Here is a 14,208-nt window from a genome sequence, read left to right on the forward strand (position 1 = left end):
CCCACGCCGGCCCCGGCGCCCCAGATGGACTGCTCCACCTGCGGGCTCCGGGGCCGTTCGCGCCCTAGTCTTCTCGTGCAGACCATCCCGGGAGGACACATGCAGGCGTTCCGCACCACGGCCGTCGTCGCCACCGCCCTGATCGCGGCGCTCACCGCGGTCCCGCTCCCCGCGAGCGCCGCCCCCGTGGCGGCCGAGCCGGAGCCCGCGCCCGTCGTGGCGCCGCGGCTGCTGGCCGTGCCGGGGGTGGCGCTGTACTCGCGGCGCCCGGACGTGGCGTGGGTCGCGGTCCGCTACCAGTGCACCAACAACGCGGAGCAGGTCCACTACCTCTCGCTGCTGCTCCAGCAGCCCCGGACCACCCCCAACTACAACGCCGGCCTGCGCAACGACGGCACCGGCCTGCGCGAGGCGCGCTGCACGGGCGCCCCGGTCAGCGAGCTGGTCCGGCTGGTCCGCACCTCCTACGAGGACCCCGCGGCCCCGGGGCTGCGCCAGGGCCCGGCCGACCTGCAGGCCACGATCAGCCCGCGCTCGATCCCCTCCCGCGGGGGGCCCTACGTCCCGACCGGGCCCGACGTGGCGGTCGACCGGTCGGTCTTCGTGGTCGCTGCTCGCTGATCCGCTCGCCGCGCATGAGTGATTCGTGAGGTTTGTCGGATTCATCGGCTGGGCAGGCTCGGGAGGACCACGACGTGCCGCTCCGCTCGGGAGACGGCCCAACTCCTGGGGGACCTCATGCTCCGTCGCACCGCCGCCCTGCTCGCCACGACCTCGCTGATCGCCCTCGGAGCACCGCTCGCGACCCCGGCGGTCGCCCAGGCGGACGACACGGTGGCGCCGCGCTTCGGCCCGCTGCCGGCGGGCGTGGCGTACCTCACCGGCCAGGACGTCGCCCGGGTGCGGCTGCGCTACGCGTGCGCCGACGGCCCCACCCAGGCCCACTACCTCGTGGTGCAGCTGACCCAGACCGACCGGCCGTCCTACAACCGCGGGCTGCGCGGCGACACCGGCGGCCTGCTCCAGGCCACCTGCACCGGCGCCGCGGTCGAGCAGACCGTGACGCTGCTGCGCTCGTCGTACGCCGACCCGGACGCCGCCGGCCTGCGCAACGGCGCTGCCACCCTCCAGGTCACCCTGGCGCCGCGCTCCACGCCCGAGGACGGCGGCTGGTACGTCGCCACCGGCGACGACGTGGTGAGGTCGCGCACGGTGCAGGTGACCCGCACCCCCTGACCCGGGCCGAGTAGCGTGACCGGCCTCACGACCCCTCGGAGCGGAGGCACGATGTCCACGCACACCCCCACCCGACCGCCCAGCGCACCCCCACCCGGGGACGGCGGGCGCGAGAAGATGTCCGCGCGGTCGATCGCCACCTGGGTGCTCGTGGCCCTGGTCGGGGCCACCTGCTGGGTCGTCCTGGCGCTGAGCCGCGGCGAGTCGGTTTCGGCCCTGTGGATCCTGTTCGCGGCGCTGTCGTCGTACCTGATCGCCTACCGCTTCTACTCCCGCTTCATCGCCCGTCGGGTGCTGCGCCTCGACGACACCCGGGCCACGCCGGCCGAGCGGCTGGAGAACGGCAGCGACTACGAGGTCACCGACCGCCGCGTGCTGTTCGGCCACCACTTCGCCGCCATCGCCGGCGCCGGCCCCCTGGTGGGCCCGGTCCTGGCCGCGCAGATGGGCTACCTGCCGGGCACGGTCTGGATCATCGTCGGCGTCATCTTCGCCGGCGCGGTCCAGGACATGGTCGTGCTGTTCCTCTCGATGCGCCGCGACGGCAAGAGCCTGGGCCAGATGGTCCGCGAGGAGATCGGCGTCGTCGGCGGCACCGCGGCCCTGATCGCCGTCTTCGCGATCATGATCATCATCCTGGCCGTGCTCTCGCTGGTGGTCGTCAACGCCCTGGCCGAGTCGCCGTGGGGCGTGTTCTCGATCGGCCTGACGATCCCGATCGCGCTGCTCATGGGCTTCTACCTGCGCTACGTGCGCCCGGGCCGCGTGCTCGAGGTGACGGGCATCGGCGTGGTGCTGCTGCTCCTGGCCATCATCGGCGGCGGGTACGTCGAGGCCTGGGGCCTCGGCGACGCGCTGACGCTGTCGAAGGAGACGCTGACCATCACGCTGGTGGTCTACGGCTTCGTCGCCTCGATACTGCCGGTGTGGATGCTGCTCACGCCGCGCGACTACCTCTCGACGTTCATGAAGGTCGGCGTCATCGGGCTGCTCGCCGTGGCGATGGTCCTGGCCCGGCCGGTGCTGCAGAACGACGCCGTCACGTCCTTCGCGACCGACGGCGACGGACCGGTCTTCGCCGGCAAGCTGTTCCCGTTCCTGTTCATCACCATCGCGTGCGGCGCGCTGTCGGGCTTCCACGCGCTGATCTCCTCGGGCACCACCCCGAAGATGGTGGCCAAGGAGAGCCACGTCCGGATGATCGGCTACGGCGGCATGCTGATGGAGTCCTTCGTGGCCATCTCGGCACTCATCGCCGCCTGCGTCATCGACCAGGGCCTCTACTTCGCCATCAACGCCCCCGCCGGCGCGACCGGCGGCACCGTCGAGGGCGCCGTCCAGTTCGTCAACGGGCTGGGGCTGACCCTGACCCCCGACCAGCTGCAGGCCGCGGCCGCCTCCGTCGAGGAGGAGCTGGTCTCGCGCACCGGCGGCGCCCCGACCCTGGCCTTCGGCATCTCGGTCATCTTCAACGACGCCTTCGGCGGCAACCTCGCGGCGTTCTGGTACCACTTCGCGATCATGTTCGAGGCGCTGTTCATCCTCACCGCCGTCGACGCCGGCACCCGCGTGGGCCGCTTCATGCTGCAGGACACGGTCGGCAACATCTGGCCCCGCTTCGGCGACACGTCCTGGAAGCCCGCCTCGTGGCTCGCCTCCGCCGCGGTCGTCGGCTGCTGGGGCTACATGCTCTACGTCGGCGTCACCGATCCGCTGGGTGGCATCAACCAGCTCTTCCCGCTGTTCGGCATCGCCAACCAGCTGCTCGCCGCGATCGCGCTGACGCTGTGCGTGACGCTGTTCCTCAAGCAGGGCTGGCTGCGCTACGTCTGGGTGCCGGCCGTCCCGCTGGCGTGGGACCTGGTCACCACGATGACCGCGAGCTACCAGAAGGTGTTCTCCGACAACCCGGCCATCGGCTACTTCGCCCAGGCCGACAAGTACCGCAGCGCCCGCGAGGCCGGCGAGGTGCTCGCCCCGGCCACCAACGCCTCGCAGATGGACACGGTGATCACCAACTCGACCGTGAACGGCGTCCTGCAGGCCAGCTTCGCGGTGCTCGTCATCGTGATCGTGGCCAACGCGGTCCTGATCTGGGTCAAGGCGGTCCGCGCGGGCTCGCTGCCCACCACCGAGGTGCCCGCGGTCCACTCCGACCTCGTCGCCCCGGCCGACTTCTTCGCCACCGCCGAGGAGAAGCAGGCCGTCGCCGCGTGGGAGTCCGAGCGCCACGAGGGCGTCGGGAGCCGACGGTGACGTCGTCACCCCACTCCGCCACCCCGGTCGGGGGCCCGCTGCGCCGGGCCCTCGCCGGGGTGCGGTGGTACGCCAAGCAGCTCAGCGGCGAGTCCAAGTGGGACGAGCACCTCGCCCGCTGCGAGCGCGACGGCGTCCCCCCGATGACGCGGCGCGAGTTCGAGCGCCACCGCGACCACCAGCGCGAGCACGGCACCCAGGCGCGCTGCTGCTGAGGCCTCCGTCCCTGTGAGCCCGGTCCACGAGGAGGTCGCACCGGTCCCTGAGGAAGTCGCTCCGGTCCCTGAGGAGGTCGCGGTCGCCTCGGTCCCTGAGGAGGTCGCGCAGCGACCGTCTCGAAGGGGCCGGCCCGGTCGCCTCGGTCCCTGAGGAGGTCGCGCAGCGACCGTCTCGAAGGGCCGTCTCGAAGGGCCAGGCAGAATCTCCCCATGATCCGCAACGTCGTCGTCGGGGTGGTCCGGGAGGGCGTCAGCCCCGAGCAGGTCGAGGAGGCGCTCGACGCCTTGCGCCAGTTCCGGATGGACGGCGAGCTCGTCGGCATCGTCGCCGGCCAGGACCTCGGGCTGCGCGAGGGCAACGCGTCGTACTGCCTGACGGTCGACTTCCCGGACGCCGCGGCGTACCGCACCTACGACCTCGACGAGGAGCACAACCGGATCCGGCGCGAGCTGTTCGCCCCGATCTCCACCTCGATCCAGCGGATCCAGTTCGAGCTGCCCGACTGACATCGCGTGACCGGTCCAGCCCGCTCGGTGACCGGGTGTCCACCACGATGCAGCCTTCTCGCCCGAACGGGCGCATACTGGAGCCGATGTCGAGCTCACCTGCACGTCGCCGCCACCTGCCCAGCAGCCCCTTCGCCGCTCCCGTCGAGCCGGTGATCGAGGTCTTCGAGCTCGGTGACCGGGTGAGCCACGACCTGTACGGCCTCGGCCGCATCGTCGGTGTCGAGTCCGCGGCCGTCTCGGTCGACTTCAACGGTCGCACCGTGCGGATCACGAGCCCCTACCCCAAGCTCACCGGGCTCTGAGGGGTCCGCTGATTACCCGGACGTCCGGGTAATCAGTCACTTGGCGCGTGTTGCAACAGGCGTCAAGTGGTCGAGAAGGACGTCAGGTGTGACGGGTGGGGTAGTTGTTCGTCCGCCCACCGCCTCGACCCGCCGGCTGGTCGTCTCGGACGACAAAGCCCAGGTCAGAGCGATTTGACCCTTGCCGTGACTGTCGGTGCTCGGTGCTTCGATGGACCCATGAGCAGCTCCCCCCACGACACCTCGGCGGCCCACCCGGTCGTCGATCTCGTGGTCCGGCTGCGCGCCCGGCTCGACGACCTCGCCTCCCCTGCGAGCCGGCCGGTCTGGGCGCTCGACACCTCCGAGCAGCGCCACGTCCTGACCGAGCTCGCGACCGCCCAGGCCCAGCTCGAGGCGCTGCGCCTCCGGGTGCTCGCCGAGGCTGACCGCTCCGGTGCCACCACCGCGCACGCCGACCGCTCGGCCGCCGATTGGGTCGCCGTCGAGACCCGGCAGCGGCGCGCAGCCGCTCGCTCCGACCTGCGCCTCGCCAGCGCCCTGGAGCGGCACCACGTCCTCGCCACCGCTCTTGCCCGGGGCGACGCCAACGCCGACCAGGCGCGGGCCGTCGTCGCGGCGCTCGACCACCTGCCGGCCGGCGGCGACCTCGCGGTCTCGCCCGAGCAGCGCTGCCGCGCCGAGCGGTGGCTCGTCGAGCAGGCCGCCCACCACGACGCCCAGGCGCTGCGGATGCTGGGGCGGCGGCTGTTCGAGGTGATCTGCCCCGAGCGTGCCGACGAGATCGAGGGCCGGTTGCTGGAGGCCGAGGAGCAGGAGGCGGCGCGGCGCACGTCGTTGACGATGCGCGAGGACGACCTGGGCGTCTGCCACGGCCGTTTCCGGATCCCGGCCCGCCACGGGCAGATGCTGACGAAGATGATCCTGGCGCTCACCCCGCCCCCGTCGAGCGCGCCCGACGCCGAGGCCCAGCCGCTCCCCGTCCGCCACGGCGTCGCCCTGACCGAGCTGATCGAGCGGATCCCCGCCGAGAGCCTGCCCACCGCCGGCGGCTGCGGCGCCACCGTCGTGGTCACCATGACGATGGAGCAGTTGCTGGCCGACCTCGACGCCGCCGGCGTCGCCACGCTCGACACCGGAGGCCGGGTCAGCGCCGCCGAGGCCCGCCGTCTCGCCTCCCGGGCCGGCATCGTCCCGGTCGTGCTCGGTGGCGCCTCGGTCCCCCTCGACGCGGGGCGCCAGCGCCGGTTCTTCTCGGCCCAGCAGCGGATCGCCCTCCAGCTCCGGGACCGCCACTGCACCGCCCACGGCTGCGACGCTCCCCCGGCTCTGTGCCACGCCCACCACGACCGACCCTGGAGCCAGGTCGGCACCACCGACCTCGCCCACGGCCGCCTGCTCTGCGGCCACCACCACCGCCGCGTCCACGACCCGTCCTACCGCCACGAGCGGTTGCCGGACGGGTCCCTCCGGTTCCACCGGCGGGAGTGAGGGTCAGAGCGGACTGAGGTTGGCGGCACTGCTGTGCCCGGCAGGGTCCTGCGCTACGCGCAGGTCCTGCTCAGCTGTCGAACCCCAGCCCCAGCGCACCGGTCGCCCGGAGCCAGAGGTTCTCCTTGCCGCCGTTGGCGTCGGCGCGGGCGAGCGAGCGTCGGGTGGCCTCGATGCCGGCCCAGCGGAGCGGCTCGGGCGGGAACGGCAGGGGCTTGGTCCGGACCATCTCCAGGCGGGTGCGGGGGGTGTCGAGGCCGCCGAGCAGGTCGAGGAGGACGTCGCCGGCGAAGCGGGTGGCGCCCACGCCGAGGCCGGTGAAGCCGGCGGCGTAGCCGACGCGGCCCTTCAGGGCGGTGCCGTAGAAGGCGGCGAAGCGGGTGCAGGTGTCGATGACGCCGCCCCAGGTGTGGCTGAAGCGGACGCCGCCGTCGACCTCGGCGAGCTGGGGGAAGGCGGTGAAGAAGCGCTCGGAGAGCGTCTCGTACGTCGCCCACCGCTGCTCGTACGCCGGACCCATGGCGCTGCCGTAGTGGTAGATCGCGTCGTAGCCGCCCCACAGGATGCGGCCGTCGCGGGTGGTGCGGGCGTAGATGAACTGGTTGCCCGCGTCGGAGTAGCCCTCCCGGCCGGCCCACCCGATGGCGTCGCGCTGGGCGGGGGTGAGCGGCTCGGTCATCAGCACGTAGTCGTAGACCGGCACGGTCATCAACCGCAGCCGGCGCAGCAGCGAGGGCCAGGCGTTGGTGGCCAGCACCACCTGGCGGGCGGCGACGGGGCCGGCGTCGGTGGCCAGGGCGACACCGGCGCCGGAGGTGGCCAGGCCGGTGACGCGGGTCCCCTCGTGGATGCGTACGCCGCGCGACAGGCAGGCCTCGCGCAGGCCCCACGCCAGGCGGGCGGGCTCGAGCATCGCGGAGTCCGGGTCGTGGAAGGCGGCCAGCGCCGTCGGGGAGTCGATCCGGGCACGGAGCGCGTCGCCCTCGAGCCAGGTGACGTCCATCCCCATTGACTGCATCGCGGCGTGCTCGCCGGCGGCCCACTCCACCTGGTGGGGCTGCGTGGCGACCGCCAGCGAGCCGGTGCGGCGGAAGTCGCAGTCGATGCCGTGCTCGCTGATGGTCTTCTCGATGCCGTCGAGGTTCTCGCGGCCCAGCTCGAGCAGCGTCGACATCTCCTCGGGCCAGCGGGCCGTGCCGTTGCCGAAGCCGTGCGTCAGGCTCGCCTCGCAAAAGCCGCCGTTGCGACCGCTGGCCGCGTGGCCGCAGTTCTCGGCCTCCAGCACCAGCACCGAGCGCTGCGGCTCCCGCTCGACGGCGAGCAGCGCCGTCCACAGCCCGAGGTAGCCGCCGCCCACGACCACGAGGTCGGCGGCGTCGGGACCGGCCAGGGGCGGCAGCGGGGCGGGGCGGGCCGCGTCCTGGAGCCAGTACGGCGCGCCCACCGCGCCGCGCAGGGCGGCGAGGTGGTGCGGGGTCGAGCCGGACGCGCTCATCGCGCCAGCGCCTTCTCCTGCCGGCGCCGGTTGACCTCGACGCCGACGACGATCGCCACCGAAATCAGGAACATCACGGTGCCGACCACGTTGACCTGCATCGGCACGCCGCGCTGGGCGACGCCCCAGACGTACATCGGGAACGTCGTGGTGTTGCCGGCGTTGAGGTTGGTGATGATGAAGTCGTCGAAGGACAGCGAGAACGACAGCAGCGCCGCGCCCAGGATGCCGGGGAACACCAGCGGCAGCGTCACCCGCCGGAAGGTCTGCGCCTCGGTCGCGTAGAGGTCCATGGCCGCCTGCTCGAGGTTGTCGTCGAGCCCCGCGAGCCGGGCCCGCACGGTGACGACCACGAAGGACAGGCAGAACATGATGTGGGCGATGAGGATCGTCCAGAAGCCGAGCTTGCCGCCGAAGCCGCCGGCGACGAAGAGCGCCAGCAGCGAGGAGCCCATCACGATCTCGGGCGAGGCCATCGGCAGGAAGATGCCGAGGTTGGCGGCGCTGCGGCCGTGGAAGCGGTGGCGCACCAGCGCGAAGGCCATCAGGGTGCCGAGCGCCGTGGCGACCACGGTGGCGAGCAGGCCGATCTGGATGCTGCGGCTCAGCGCCCCGCACAGGCCGTCGGCGGCGCAGGGGTTGGCCCAGTTGTCCAGGGTGAAGGCGTCGAAGCGGTAGATCAGCCGGCTGTCGGGCTTGTTGAAGCTCATCAGGACCACGACGAAGATCGGCACGAACATGTAGAGCAGCACGAGCAGGCCGCCGGCCATCACGAGGTGAGAGCCGACCCACCGGCCGAGCCGTTGCAGGGGGCCGTTCACAGCAGCTCCTCCGTCCCCGCGCGACGGACGTAGAGCAGCACCATCGCGAGGATCAGCAGCATCAGGATCACCGAGAGCGCCCCGGCGACCGGGTAGTCGCCCGCGTCGGTGAACAGGTTCTGGATGACGTTGCCGATCATCCGCTGGCCGGGGCTGCCGAGCAGCTGGGCGTTGATGTAGTCGCCGACCGCCGGGATGAAGGTGAGCAGCGTGCCGGACACCACCCCGGGCAGCGACAGCGGCCAGGTCACCTTGAGGAAGCCCACGACGGGGCGCGAGTAGAGGTCGCCCGCGGCCTCGATCAGGCGGTGGTCGATCTTGTCGATGCTGGCGTAGAGCGGCAGCACCATGAACGGCAGGAAGTTGTAGACCAGGCCCGCGACCACGGCCACCGGGGTGGCCAGCAGGCGGCCGTCGGAGCCGAGCACGTGCAGGAACTGCAGCGTGTTGACCACGACGCCGTCGTCGCGCAGCAGCAGCTTCCACGACAGCGTGCGCACCAGGAAGCTGGTGAAGAACGGCGCGATCACCAGGATCAGCATCAGGTTCTTCCAGCGGCCCGCCTTGAAGGCGATGGCGTAGGCCAGGACGTAGCCGAGCACGAGGCAGATGGCCGTGGCGACGGCGCCGTACAGCAGCGAGCGCACCAGCGGGCGCCAGTACTCCTGCAGCGCGGTCGCGTAGTTGCCGAACGCCCACGTCATGTCGAAGCCCTCGAGCACCGACCCGTTCGGGTCGTAGAGGCTGGTCGCGACCAGGGAGTAGAACGGGACGACGAAGAAGACCAGCAGCCACAGCGCGCCCGGCAGCAGCAGCCAGTAGCCGGTCAGGTCGCGCCGCTCCCGGTGGCGCGTGGCGGGCGGGTCCGCGGGTGCGCTCGCCGGGGCCTCGCGCGTCGCCGTCGCCGTCACAGCACCAGGTCCGAGCGGTCGACGCCGGCCGAGGCGTCCTGGGAGTGGTCGAGCAGGAAGGCGTACTCCGGTCGCCACGACACGTCGACCTGCTCGCCGGTGCGGAACAGCCGGCGGCGGCCGGTGTTCTGCTCGAAGACCTGGAGCTCCTGGCCCCACGGCATCCGCACGAGGTACTGGGTCGAGACGCCGACGAAGCTGACGTCGGTGATCGTGCCGCCCGGGATGCTGTTGCCCGGCGCGTCGATGACCTCGCCGACCTCGCCGATCAGCACCTTCTCGGGGCGCACGCCGACCCAGCCCTTCTCCCCCGGCGTGCCCGTGACGTGCGCCCGGGCGGACGGGATCGAGACGATCGTGCCCTGCATGTCGACCTTGACGAAGTCGCCGTCGCGGCCCTTGATCTCGCCCTCGATGAGGTTGGACTGACCGAGGAAGTTGGCCACGAAGGTGGTGCGGGGGTTCTCGTAGAGCTCGGCCGGGGCGCCCATCTGCTCGATGCGCCCGGCGTTCATCACCGCGATGGTGTCGGCCATGGTCATGGCCTCCTCCTGGTCGTGGGTGACGTGGACGAAGGTGAGTCCGACCTCGGTCTGGATCCGCTTGATCTCGATCTGCATGGCGCGGCGCAGCTTGAGGTCGAGCGCGCCCAGCGGCTCGTCGAGCAGCAGCACCTCGGGGCTGTTGATGAGCGCCCGGGCCAGCGCGACGCGCTGCTGCTGGCCACCGGAGAGCTGGGCGGGCCGCTTGCGGGCCTGGGTCTGCAGCTCCACCAGCTCGAGCATGTCGTTGACCGCCTGGTCGACCTCCTTGCGCCGGCGACGGCGCAGGCCGAAGGCGACGTTCTCGAAGATGTCGAGGTGGGGGAACAGCGCGTAGTTCTGGAACACGGTGTTGACCGGGCGCCGGTAGGGCTTGTCCCAGGTGATCTCCTTGTCCCCCAGCACGATGCTGCCCGAGGTCGGGGTCTCCAGGCCGGCCACCATCCGCAGCGTCGTGGTCTTGCCGCAGCCCGAGGGGCCGAGCAGCGCGAAGAACGACCCGCTGGGGATGTCGAGGTCCAGGGACTGCACCGCGGTGAAGCTGGCGAACTCCTTGGTCAGCGACCGCAGGTGGAGCCCGCTGCCGGAGGCGTGGCCACCGGTGTCGGGGTGCGTCGGGGCTTCAGCCACCTGTGACATCGGACCACTCTCCTTCGTACTTCTTGTTCTGGTTCTCGTCGAGCGCCATGAAGTCGAACGTGTCCTTCAGGTCTTCCTCGGTGGGGAAGATCAGCCGGTTGTCGACCAGCGAGCTGTCGATCTTCTCCATGGCCTCGCGGGCACCCTCGACGGGGCAGATGTAGTTGACCCAGGCCGCGAGCTTCGCGGCCACCTCGGGCTCGTAGTAGTAGTTGATCCACTGCTCGGCGTTGTCGAGGTGCTGGGCCTTGTTCGGCACCAGCATGTTGTCGCTCCAGAGGTTGAGGCCCTCCTCCGGCACGACGAACTTGATGTCGGGGTTCTCGAACTGCGCCTGGATGACGTCGCCGGACCACGCCTCGCAGGCCACGATGTTGCCGGCGGTGAGGTCCTGGATGTACTCGTTGCCGGTGAAGGCGCGGACCTGGCCGCCGCGCACCACCGTGCCGAGGTAGTCGATCCCGCGCTCCCACTCGGTGTCGCCGAACTTCTCCGGGTCGGCGCCGGTCACCTTCAGCACGAAGGCCATGGTGTCGCGCATCTCGGAGAGCAGCGTGATCTTGCCCTTGAGGTCGGGGCGGGTCAGCAGCGCCTCGAAGCTGCCGACCTCCTTGGTCAGCTTGGCGTTGTAGGCGATGCCGGTCAGGCCGCTCTGCCAGGGAGCGGAGTACGTCCGGTCGGGGTCCCAGGCGCGGTCCCGCAGGGCCGGGATCAGGTTCTGGTGGAGGTTGGGGACCTTGTCCTTGTCGAGCGGCTGGCACCAGCCCAGGTTGATCATCCGGGCGGCCATCCAGTCGGTGAGCACCATGAGGTCGCGGTCGACGGACTGGCAGGCGCTCAGCTGGTTGCGGACCTTGGCGAAGAACTCCGCGTTGTCGCTGACGTCGTCGGTGTAGTCGACGCTGATGCCGGTCAGCTGCTCGAAGTCCTTCAGGGTCGTGACGTACTTCTTCGCCGGCGGGTCGATGTAGGCCGGCCAGTTGGACACGACCAGCTTCTTGGCGCTGGCCGAGACGTCCTTGGCCTTGCACGTCATCGGGTCCTGGACGGCGCCGTTGGTGCCGAAGAGCGGCAGCACGGCGGCGGACCCGATGGCGAAGGCGCCGAAGCCTCCGGCCTTGAGGAACGTACGCCGGGACGGGCCGGTCGGTCCTGGTGGGGCAGGTGTCACGGGGCCTCCTCGATCTCGCGGCACACGATCACACGACACCGGCCGCTGTGACAAGGGATTCCGTTGCCACGACACATGATTGCCACGGAAACGTCATATTCGGAGGCTCCCGGACACGAAATGAGGGGTGCCGCGCTTGCCAGGCGCCGTCCCGGGCGGACACCATGGCGCCCATGACGGACAGGTCCCAGGCGCGCGGCAACGGCCTCCTCGACGACGTCTCGAAGTCGATCATCGAGCAGCTGCAGCAGGACGGCCGCCGCTCGTACGCCGCCATCGGCAAGGCCGTGGGCCTCTCGGAGGCGGCCGTGCGGCAGCGGGTGCAGCGCCTCACCGAGGCCGGCGTGATGCAGATCGTGGCCGTGACCGATCCGCTGCAGCTCGGCTTCGGCCGCCAGGCGATGGTCGGGATCCACGTGGACGGCGCGGTGCAGCCGGTCGCGGACGCGCTGGCGCAGATGGAGGAGGTCATCTACGTCGTCATGACCGCCGGCGGCTACGACGTGCTGTGCGAGGTGGTCAGCGCCAGCGACGAGGAGCTGCTCGACCTGGTCGCCCGCCGGATGCGCGCGGTCGAGGGCGTGCGCTCGACGGAGACCTTCATGTACCTCAAGCTCGCGAAGCAGACCTACTCGTGGGGCGTGCGCTGAGCATGAGCGGCTACGCCTCCCTCTCGCTGTGGCACGCCACCGCCGGCGACGACGACCTGACCCCGCGTGCCCCGCTCGCCGGTGACGCCGACCACGACGTCGCGATCGTCGGGGCCGGCCTGACCGGGCTGTGGACCGCCTACTACCTGCGTCGCGCCGACCCCACCCTGCGCGTGGTGGTGCTCGAGCAGGAGATCGCCGGCTTCGGCGCCTCGGGGCGCAACGGCGGCTGGTGCAGCGCGCTCTTCCCGACCTCGTGGAGCCGCCTGGTCCAGGCGGGCGGCGAGGACGGCGCGCTGCGCCAGCACCGCGCCATGCAGGAGACCGTCCGCGAGGTCGGCCGCGTCGTGGCCCGCGAGGGCATCGAGGCCGGCTTCCACCAGGGCGGCACGGTCACCCTGGCCCGCACCTCGGTGCAGCTCGAGCGCCTCGCCGCGGACGTCGCCACCGCGCACGCCCGCGGGCTCGGCGAGGACGACGAGCGGCTGCTGGACGCCGCCGAGGCGAGCGCCGTGCTCGCGGCCGACGGCGTCGTGGGCGGCACCTTCACGCCGCACTGCGCCGCGGTCCACCCCGCCCGACTGGTGCGCGGGCTCGCCCGCGTCGTCGAGGCCGCCGGCGTCCACCTCGTGGAGCAGACCCGGGTGCTGCGGATCGCGCCCGGCCGCGTCGAGACCGAGCACGGCACCGTGCGCGCCGCCCACGTCATCCGGGCGACGGAGGGGTTCACGCCCTCCCTGGAGGGCCACGCCCGCGATGTCGTGCCCGTCTACTCCCTCATGGTCGCGACCGAGCCCCTCGACGAGGCCACCTGGGACCGCATCGGGCTCTCCGACCGGCCGACCTTCACCGACGGCCGCCACCTGATCATCTACGGCCAGCGCACCGCCGACGGGCGGCTGGCCTTCGGCGGCCGGGGCGCGCCGTACCACTTCGGCAGCCGCGTCCACCCGTCGTACGACGCGGAGCCGCGCGTGTTCGCCGACCTCGAGCGCACCCTGCGCCAGCTGCTCCCCCAGCTGGGCGACGAGAGCTCCGGGGTCCGGTTCAGCCACCGCTGGGGCGGCCCGCTGGCGATCGCCCGCGACTGGGCCGCCTCGGTGGGCCTGGACCGCTCGACCGGGCTCGGGTGGGCCGGGGGCTACGTCGGCGACGGCGTCTCGACCACCAACCTGGCCGGACGCACGCTGGCCGACCTCGTCACCGGGGCCGACAGCGACCTGGTCCACCTGCCCTGGGTGCAGCACCGCAGCCCGCGCTGGGAGCCCGAGCCGCTGCGCTGGCTCGGCATCAACGCCGGCCTCCGGGCGATGACCCTCGCCGACGCCGAGGAGGCCCGCACCGGGCGCAGCAGCCGGCTGGCACGCCTCATGGCGCCCCTGACCGGCGGCCACTGAGCCAATCTCCGGGCGGTCCTGCCACGCGGGTGGGAGACTCCTCCCGTGATCAAGGGTGAGCTGCCGAGCGCCGGGGGTCCTCCCCCCGGCCCGGCCGCGACGCGCCCGGCGCCGGCGCGCATGGACCCGGCCAGCAAGGCGATCGTGGGGCTGCTGCAGCAGGACGGCCGTCGCCCGTACGCCGAGATCGGTGAGGAGCTCGGGCTCACCAGGGCCGAGGTCGAGCACCGGGTGCGCCGCCTCGTCGACGCCGGCGTCATGCAGATCACCGCGGTCACCGACCCCCTCCAGCTGGGGTTCGCCCGCCAGGCCATGCTCGGCCTCACCGTCGAGGGCGTGCCGGCCAAGCTGGTCGCCGAGCAGGTCTCGGAGATCCCCGAGGTGTCCTACGTCGTGCTCACCGCGGGCGGCTTCGACCTGCTCGTCGAGGTGGTCGGCAACAGCGACGCCCACCTGCTCGAGCTGGTCTCGGCCTCGATCAAGCCGATCGCCGGGGTGAAGGCGATCCACACCTTCCTCTACCTCGAGCTGCAGAAGCAGACCTACACGTGGGGCGTGCGCTGAGGCGC

The 14,208-nt window shown here is 71.9% G+C and carries 15 protein-coding genes; 10 read left to right on the forward strand and 5 right to left on the reverse strand.

The genetic code is table 11. The features are described 5' to 3' along the window. The first annotated feature begins 75 nt into the window (after nucleotides 1–75). The 7 genes from BLU55_RS06270 to BLU55_RS06300 all read left to right on the forward strand — a co-directional run bounded on the left by BLU55_RS06270 (nucleotide 76) and on the right by BLU55_RS06300 (nucleotide 6,013). Nucleotides 76–621 carry a hypothetical protein gene (locus BLU55_RS06270; RefSeq protein ID WP_157682753.1) on the forward strand — a complete coding sequence of 182 codons (546 nt, stop codon included), beginning with the start codon at nucleotides 76–78 and terminating at the stop codon, nucleotides 619–621. Nucleotides 622–738: 117 nt separating this feature from the next. Next, the gene (locus BLU55_RS06275) at nucleotides 739–1,236 is read left to right on the forward strand and encodes a hypothetical protein (protein WP_091727361.1); all 498 of its coding nucleotides are present in this window, start codon (nucleotides 739–741) and stop codon (nucleotides 1,234–1,236) included. A 51-nt stretch (nucleotides 1,237–1,287) separates the two neighbouring features. After that, the gene (locus tag BLU55_RS06280) at nucleotides 1,288–3,492 is read left to right on the forward strand and encodes a carbon starvation CstA family protein (protein ID WP_091727364.1); all 2,205 of its coding nucleotides are present in this window, start codon (nucleotides 1,288–1,290) and stop codon (nucleotides 3,490–3,492) included. Further along, the gene (locus BLU55_RS06285; RefSeq protein WP_231917075.1) at nucleotides 3,489–3,707 is read left to right on the forward strand and encodes a YbdD/YjiX family protein; all 219 of its coding nucleotides are present in this window, start codon (nucleotides 3,489–3,491) and stop codon (nucleotides 3,705–3,707) included. Before BLU55_RS06280 ends, BLU55_RS06285 begins: the two co-directional genes overlap by 4 nt. 213 nt (nucleotides 3,708–3,920) lie before the next feature. Then, the gene (locus BLU55_RS06290; protein ID WP_091727367.1) at nucleotides 3,921–4,217 is read left to right on the forward strand and encodes an antibiotic biosynthesis monooxygenase family protein; all 297 of its coding nucleotides are present in this window, start codon (nucleotides 3,921–3,923) and stop codon (nucleotides 4,215–4,217) included. A gap of 86 nt (nucleotides 4,218–4,303) precedes the next feature. Then, entirely contained in the window at nucleotides 4,304–4,522 is a 219-nt protein-coding gene (locus BLU55_RS06295; RefSeq protein WP_091727369.1) for a hypothetical protein, read from the forward strand. Nucleotides 4,523–4,741: 219 nt separating this feature from the next. After that, nucleotides 4,742–6,013 carry an HNH endonuclease signature motif containing protein gene (locus tag BLU55_RS06300; protein WP_091727372.1) on the forward strand — a complete coding sequence of 424 codons (1,272 nt, stop codon included), beginning with the start codon at nucleotides 4,742–4,744 and terminating at the stop codon, nucleotides 6,011–6,013. A gap of 70 nt (nucleotides 6,014–6,083) precedes the next feature. Here the strand turns inward: BLU55_RS06300 and BLU55_RS06305 are convergent, their stop codons facing one another. The 5 genes from BLU55_RS06305 to BLU55_RS06325 are packed head-to-tail and all read right to left on the reverse strand — an operon-like array spanning nucleotide 6,084 to nucleotide 11,592. Beyond that, nucleotides 6,084–7,508, reverse strand: a complete 1,425-nt coding sequence (locus BLU55_RS06305) for an NAD(P)/FAD-dependent oxidoreductase (RefSeq protein WP_091727374.1) — start codon at nucleotides 7,506–7,508, stop codon at nucleotides 6,084–6,086. Continuing rightward, on the reverse strand, nucleotides 7,505–8,329 hold the full coding sequence (locus BLU55_RS06310; RefSeq protein ID WP_231917076.1) for an ABC transporter permease: 825 nt from the start codon (nucleotides 8,327–8,329) through the stop codon (nucleotides 7,505–7,507). The genes BLU55_RS06305 and BLU55_RS06310 overlap by 4 nt, the downstream gene beginning before the upstream one ends. Next, a complete protein-coding gene (locus tag BLU55_RS06315; RefSeq protein ID WP_091727377.1) occupies nucleotides 8,326–9,240 on the reverse strand; it encodes an ABC transporter permease in 915 nt (304 codons plus the stop codon). The genes BLU55_RS06310 and BLU55_RS06315 overlap by 4 nt, the downstream gene beginning before the upstream one ends. Further along, a complete protein-coding gene (locus tag BLU55_RS06320; RefSeq protein ID WP_231917077.1) occupies nucleotides 9,237–10,412 on the reverse strand; it encodes an ABC transporter ATP-binding protein in 1,176 nt (391 codons plus the stop codon). Before BLU55_RS06320 ends, BLU55_RS06315 begins: the two co-directional genes overlap by 4 nt. Further along, a complete protein-coding gene (locus BLU55_RS06325; RefSeq protein WP_231917078.1) occupies nucleotides 10,405–11,592 on the reverse strand; it encodes an ABC transporter substrate-binding protein in 1,188 nt (395 codons plus the stop codon). Before BLU55_RS06325 ends, BLU55_RS06320 begins: the two co-directional genes overlap by 8 nt. A 173-nt stretch (nucleotides 11,593–11,765) precedes the next feature. On the opposite strand from BLU55_RS06325, the gene BLU55_RS06330 reads away from it, so the two are divergent. The 3 genes from BLU55_RS06330 to BLU55_RS06340 are packed head-to-tail and all read left to right on the forward strand — an operon-like array spanning nucleotide 11,766 to nucleotide 14,203. Beyond that, nucleotides 11,766–12,242 (forward strand): Lrp/AsnC family transcriptional regulator, encoded by a 477-nt coding sequence (locus BLU55_RS06330; protein WP_172833876.1) that lies wholly within the window; start codon nucleotides 11,766–11,768, stop codon nucleotides 12,240–12,242. A gap of 2 nt (nucleotides 12,243–12,244) precedes the next feature. Beyond that, nucleotides 12,245–13,639 carry an NAD(P)/FAD-dependent oxidoreductase gene (locus BLU55_RS06335; protein WP_091727386.1) on the forward strand — a complete coding sequence of 465 codons (1,395 nt, stop codon included), beginning with the start codon at nucleotides 12,245–12,247 and terminating at the stop codon, nucleotides 13,637–13,639. A 45-nt stretch (nucleotides 13,640–13,684) separates the two neighbouring features. Next, nucleotides 13,685–14,203 carry an Lrp/AsnC family transcriptional regulator gene (locus tag BLU55_RS06340; RefSeq protein ID WP_231917079.1) on the forward strand — a complete coding sequence of 173 codons (519 nt, stop codon included), beginning with the start codon at nucleotides 13,685–13,687 and terminating at the stop codon, nucleotides 14,201–14,203. Nucleotides 14,204–14,208: the final 5 nt, after the last annotated feature.

The sequence above is a fragment of the Nocardioides scoriae genome, from assembly GCF_900104965.1.
Lineage (GTDB): Bacteria > Actinomycetota > Actinomycetes > Propionibacteriales > Nocardioidaceae > Marmoricola > Marmoricola scoriae.

Bases quoted from the DNA above. Each gene is read 5' to 3' on its own strand.
- BLU55_RS06330 (WP_172833876.1), top strand. From the start codon at position 11,766: ATGACGGACAGGTCCCAGGCGCGCGGCAACGGCCTCCTCGACGACGTC.
- BLU55_RS06305 (WP_091727374.1), bottom strand. From the start codon at position 7,508: ATGAGCGCGTCCGGCTCGACCCCGCACCACCTCGCCGCCCTGCGCGGC.
- BLU55_RS06300 (WP_091727372.1), top strand. From the start codon at position 4,742: ATGAGCAGCTCCCCCCACGACACCTCGGCGGCCCACCCGGTCGTCGAT.
- BLU55_RS06295 (WP_091727369.1), top strand. From the start codon at position 4,304: ATGTCGAGCTCACCTGCACGTCGCCGCCACCTGCCCAGCAGCCCCTTC.
- BLU55_RS06280 (WP_091727364.1), top strand. From the start codon at position 1,288: ATGTCCACGCACACCCCCACCCGACCGCCCAGCGCACCCCCACCCGGG.
- BLU55_RS06290 (WP_091727367.1), top strand. From the start codon at position 3,921: ATGATCCGCAACGTCGTCGTCGGGGTGGTCCGGGAGGGCGTCAGCCCC.
- BLU55_RS06335 (WP_091727386.1), top strand. From the start codon at position 12,245: ATGAGCGGCTACGCCTCCCTCTCGCTGTGGCACGCCACCGCCGGCGAC.
- BLU55_RS06275 (WP_091727361.1), top strand. From the start codon at position 739: ATGCTCCGTCGCACCGCCGCCCTGCTCGCCACGACCTCGCTGATCGCC.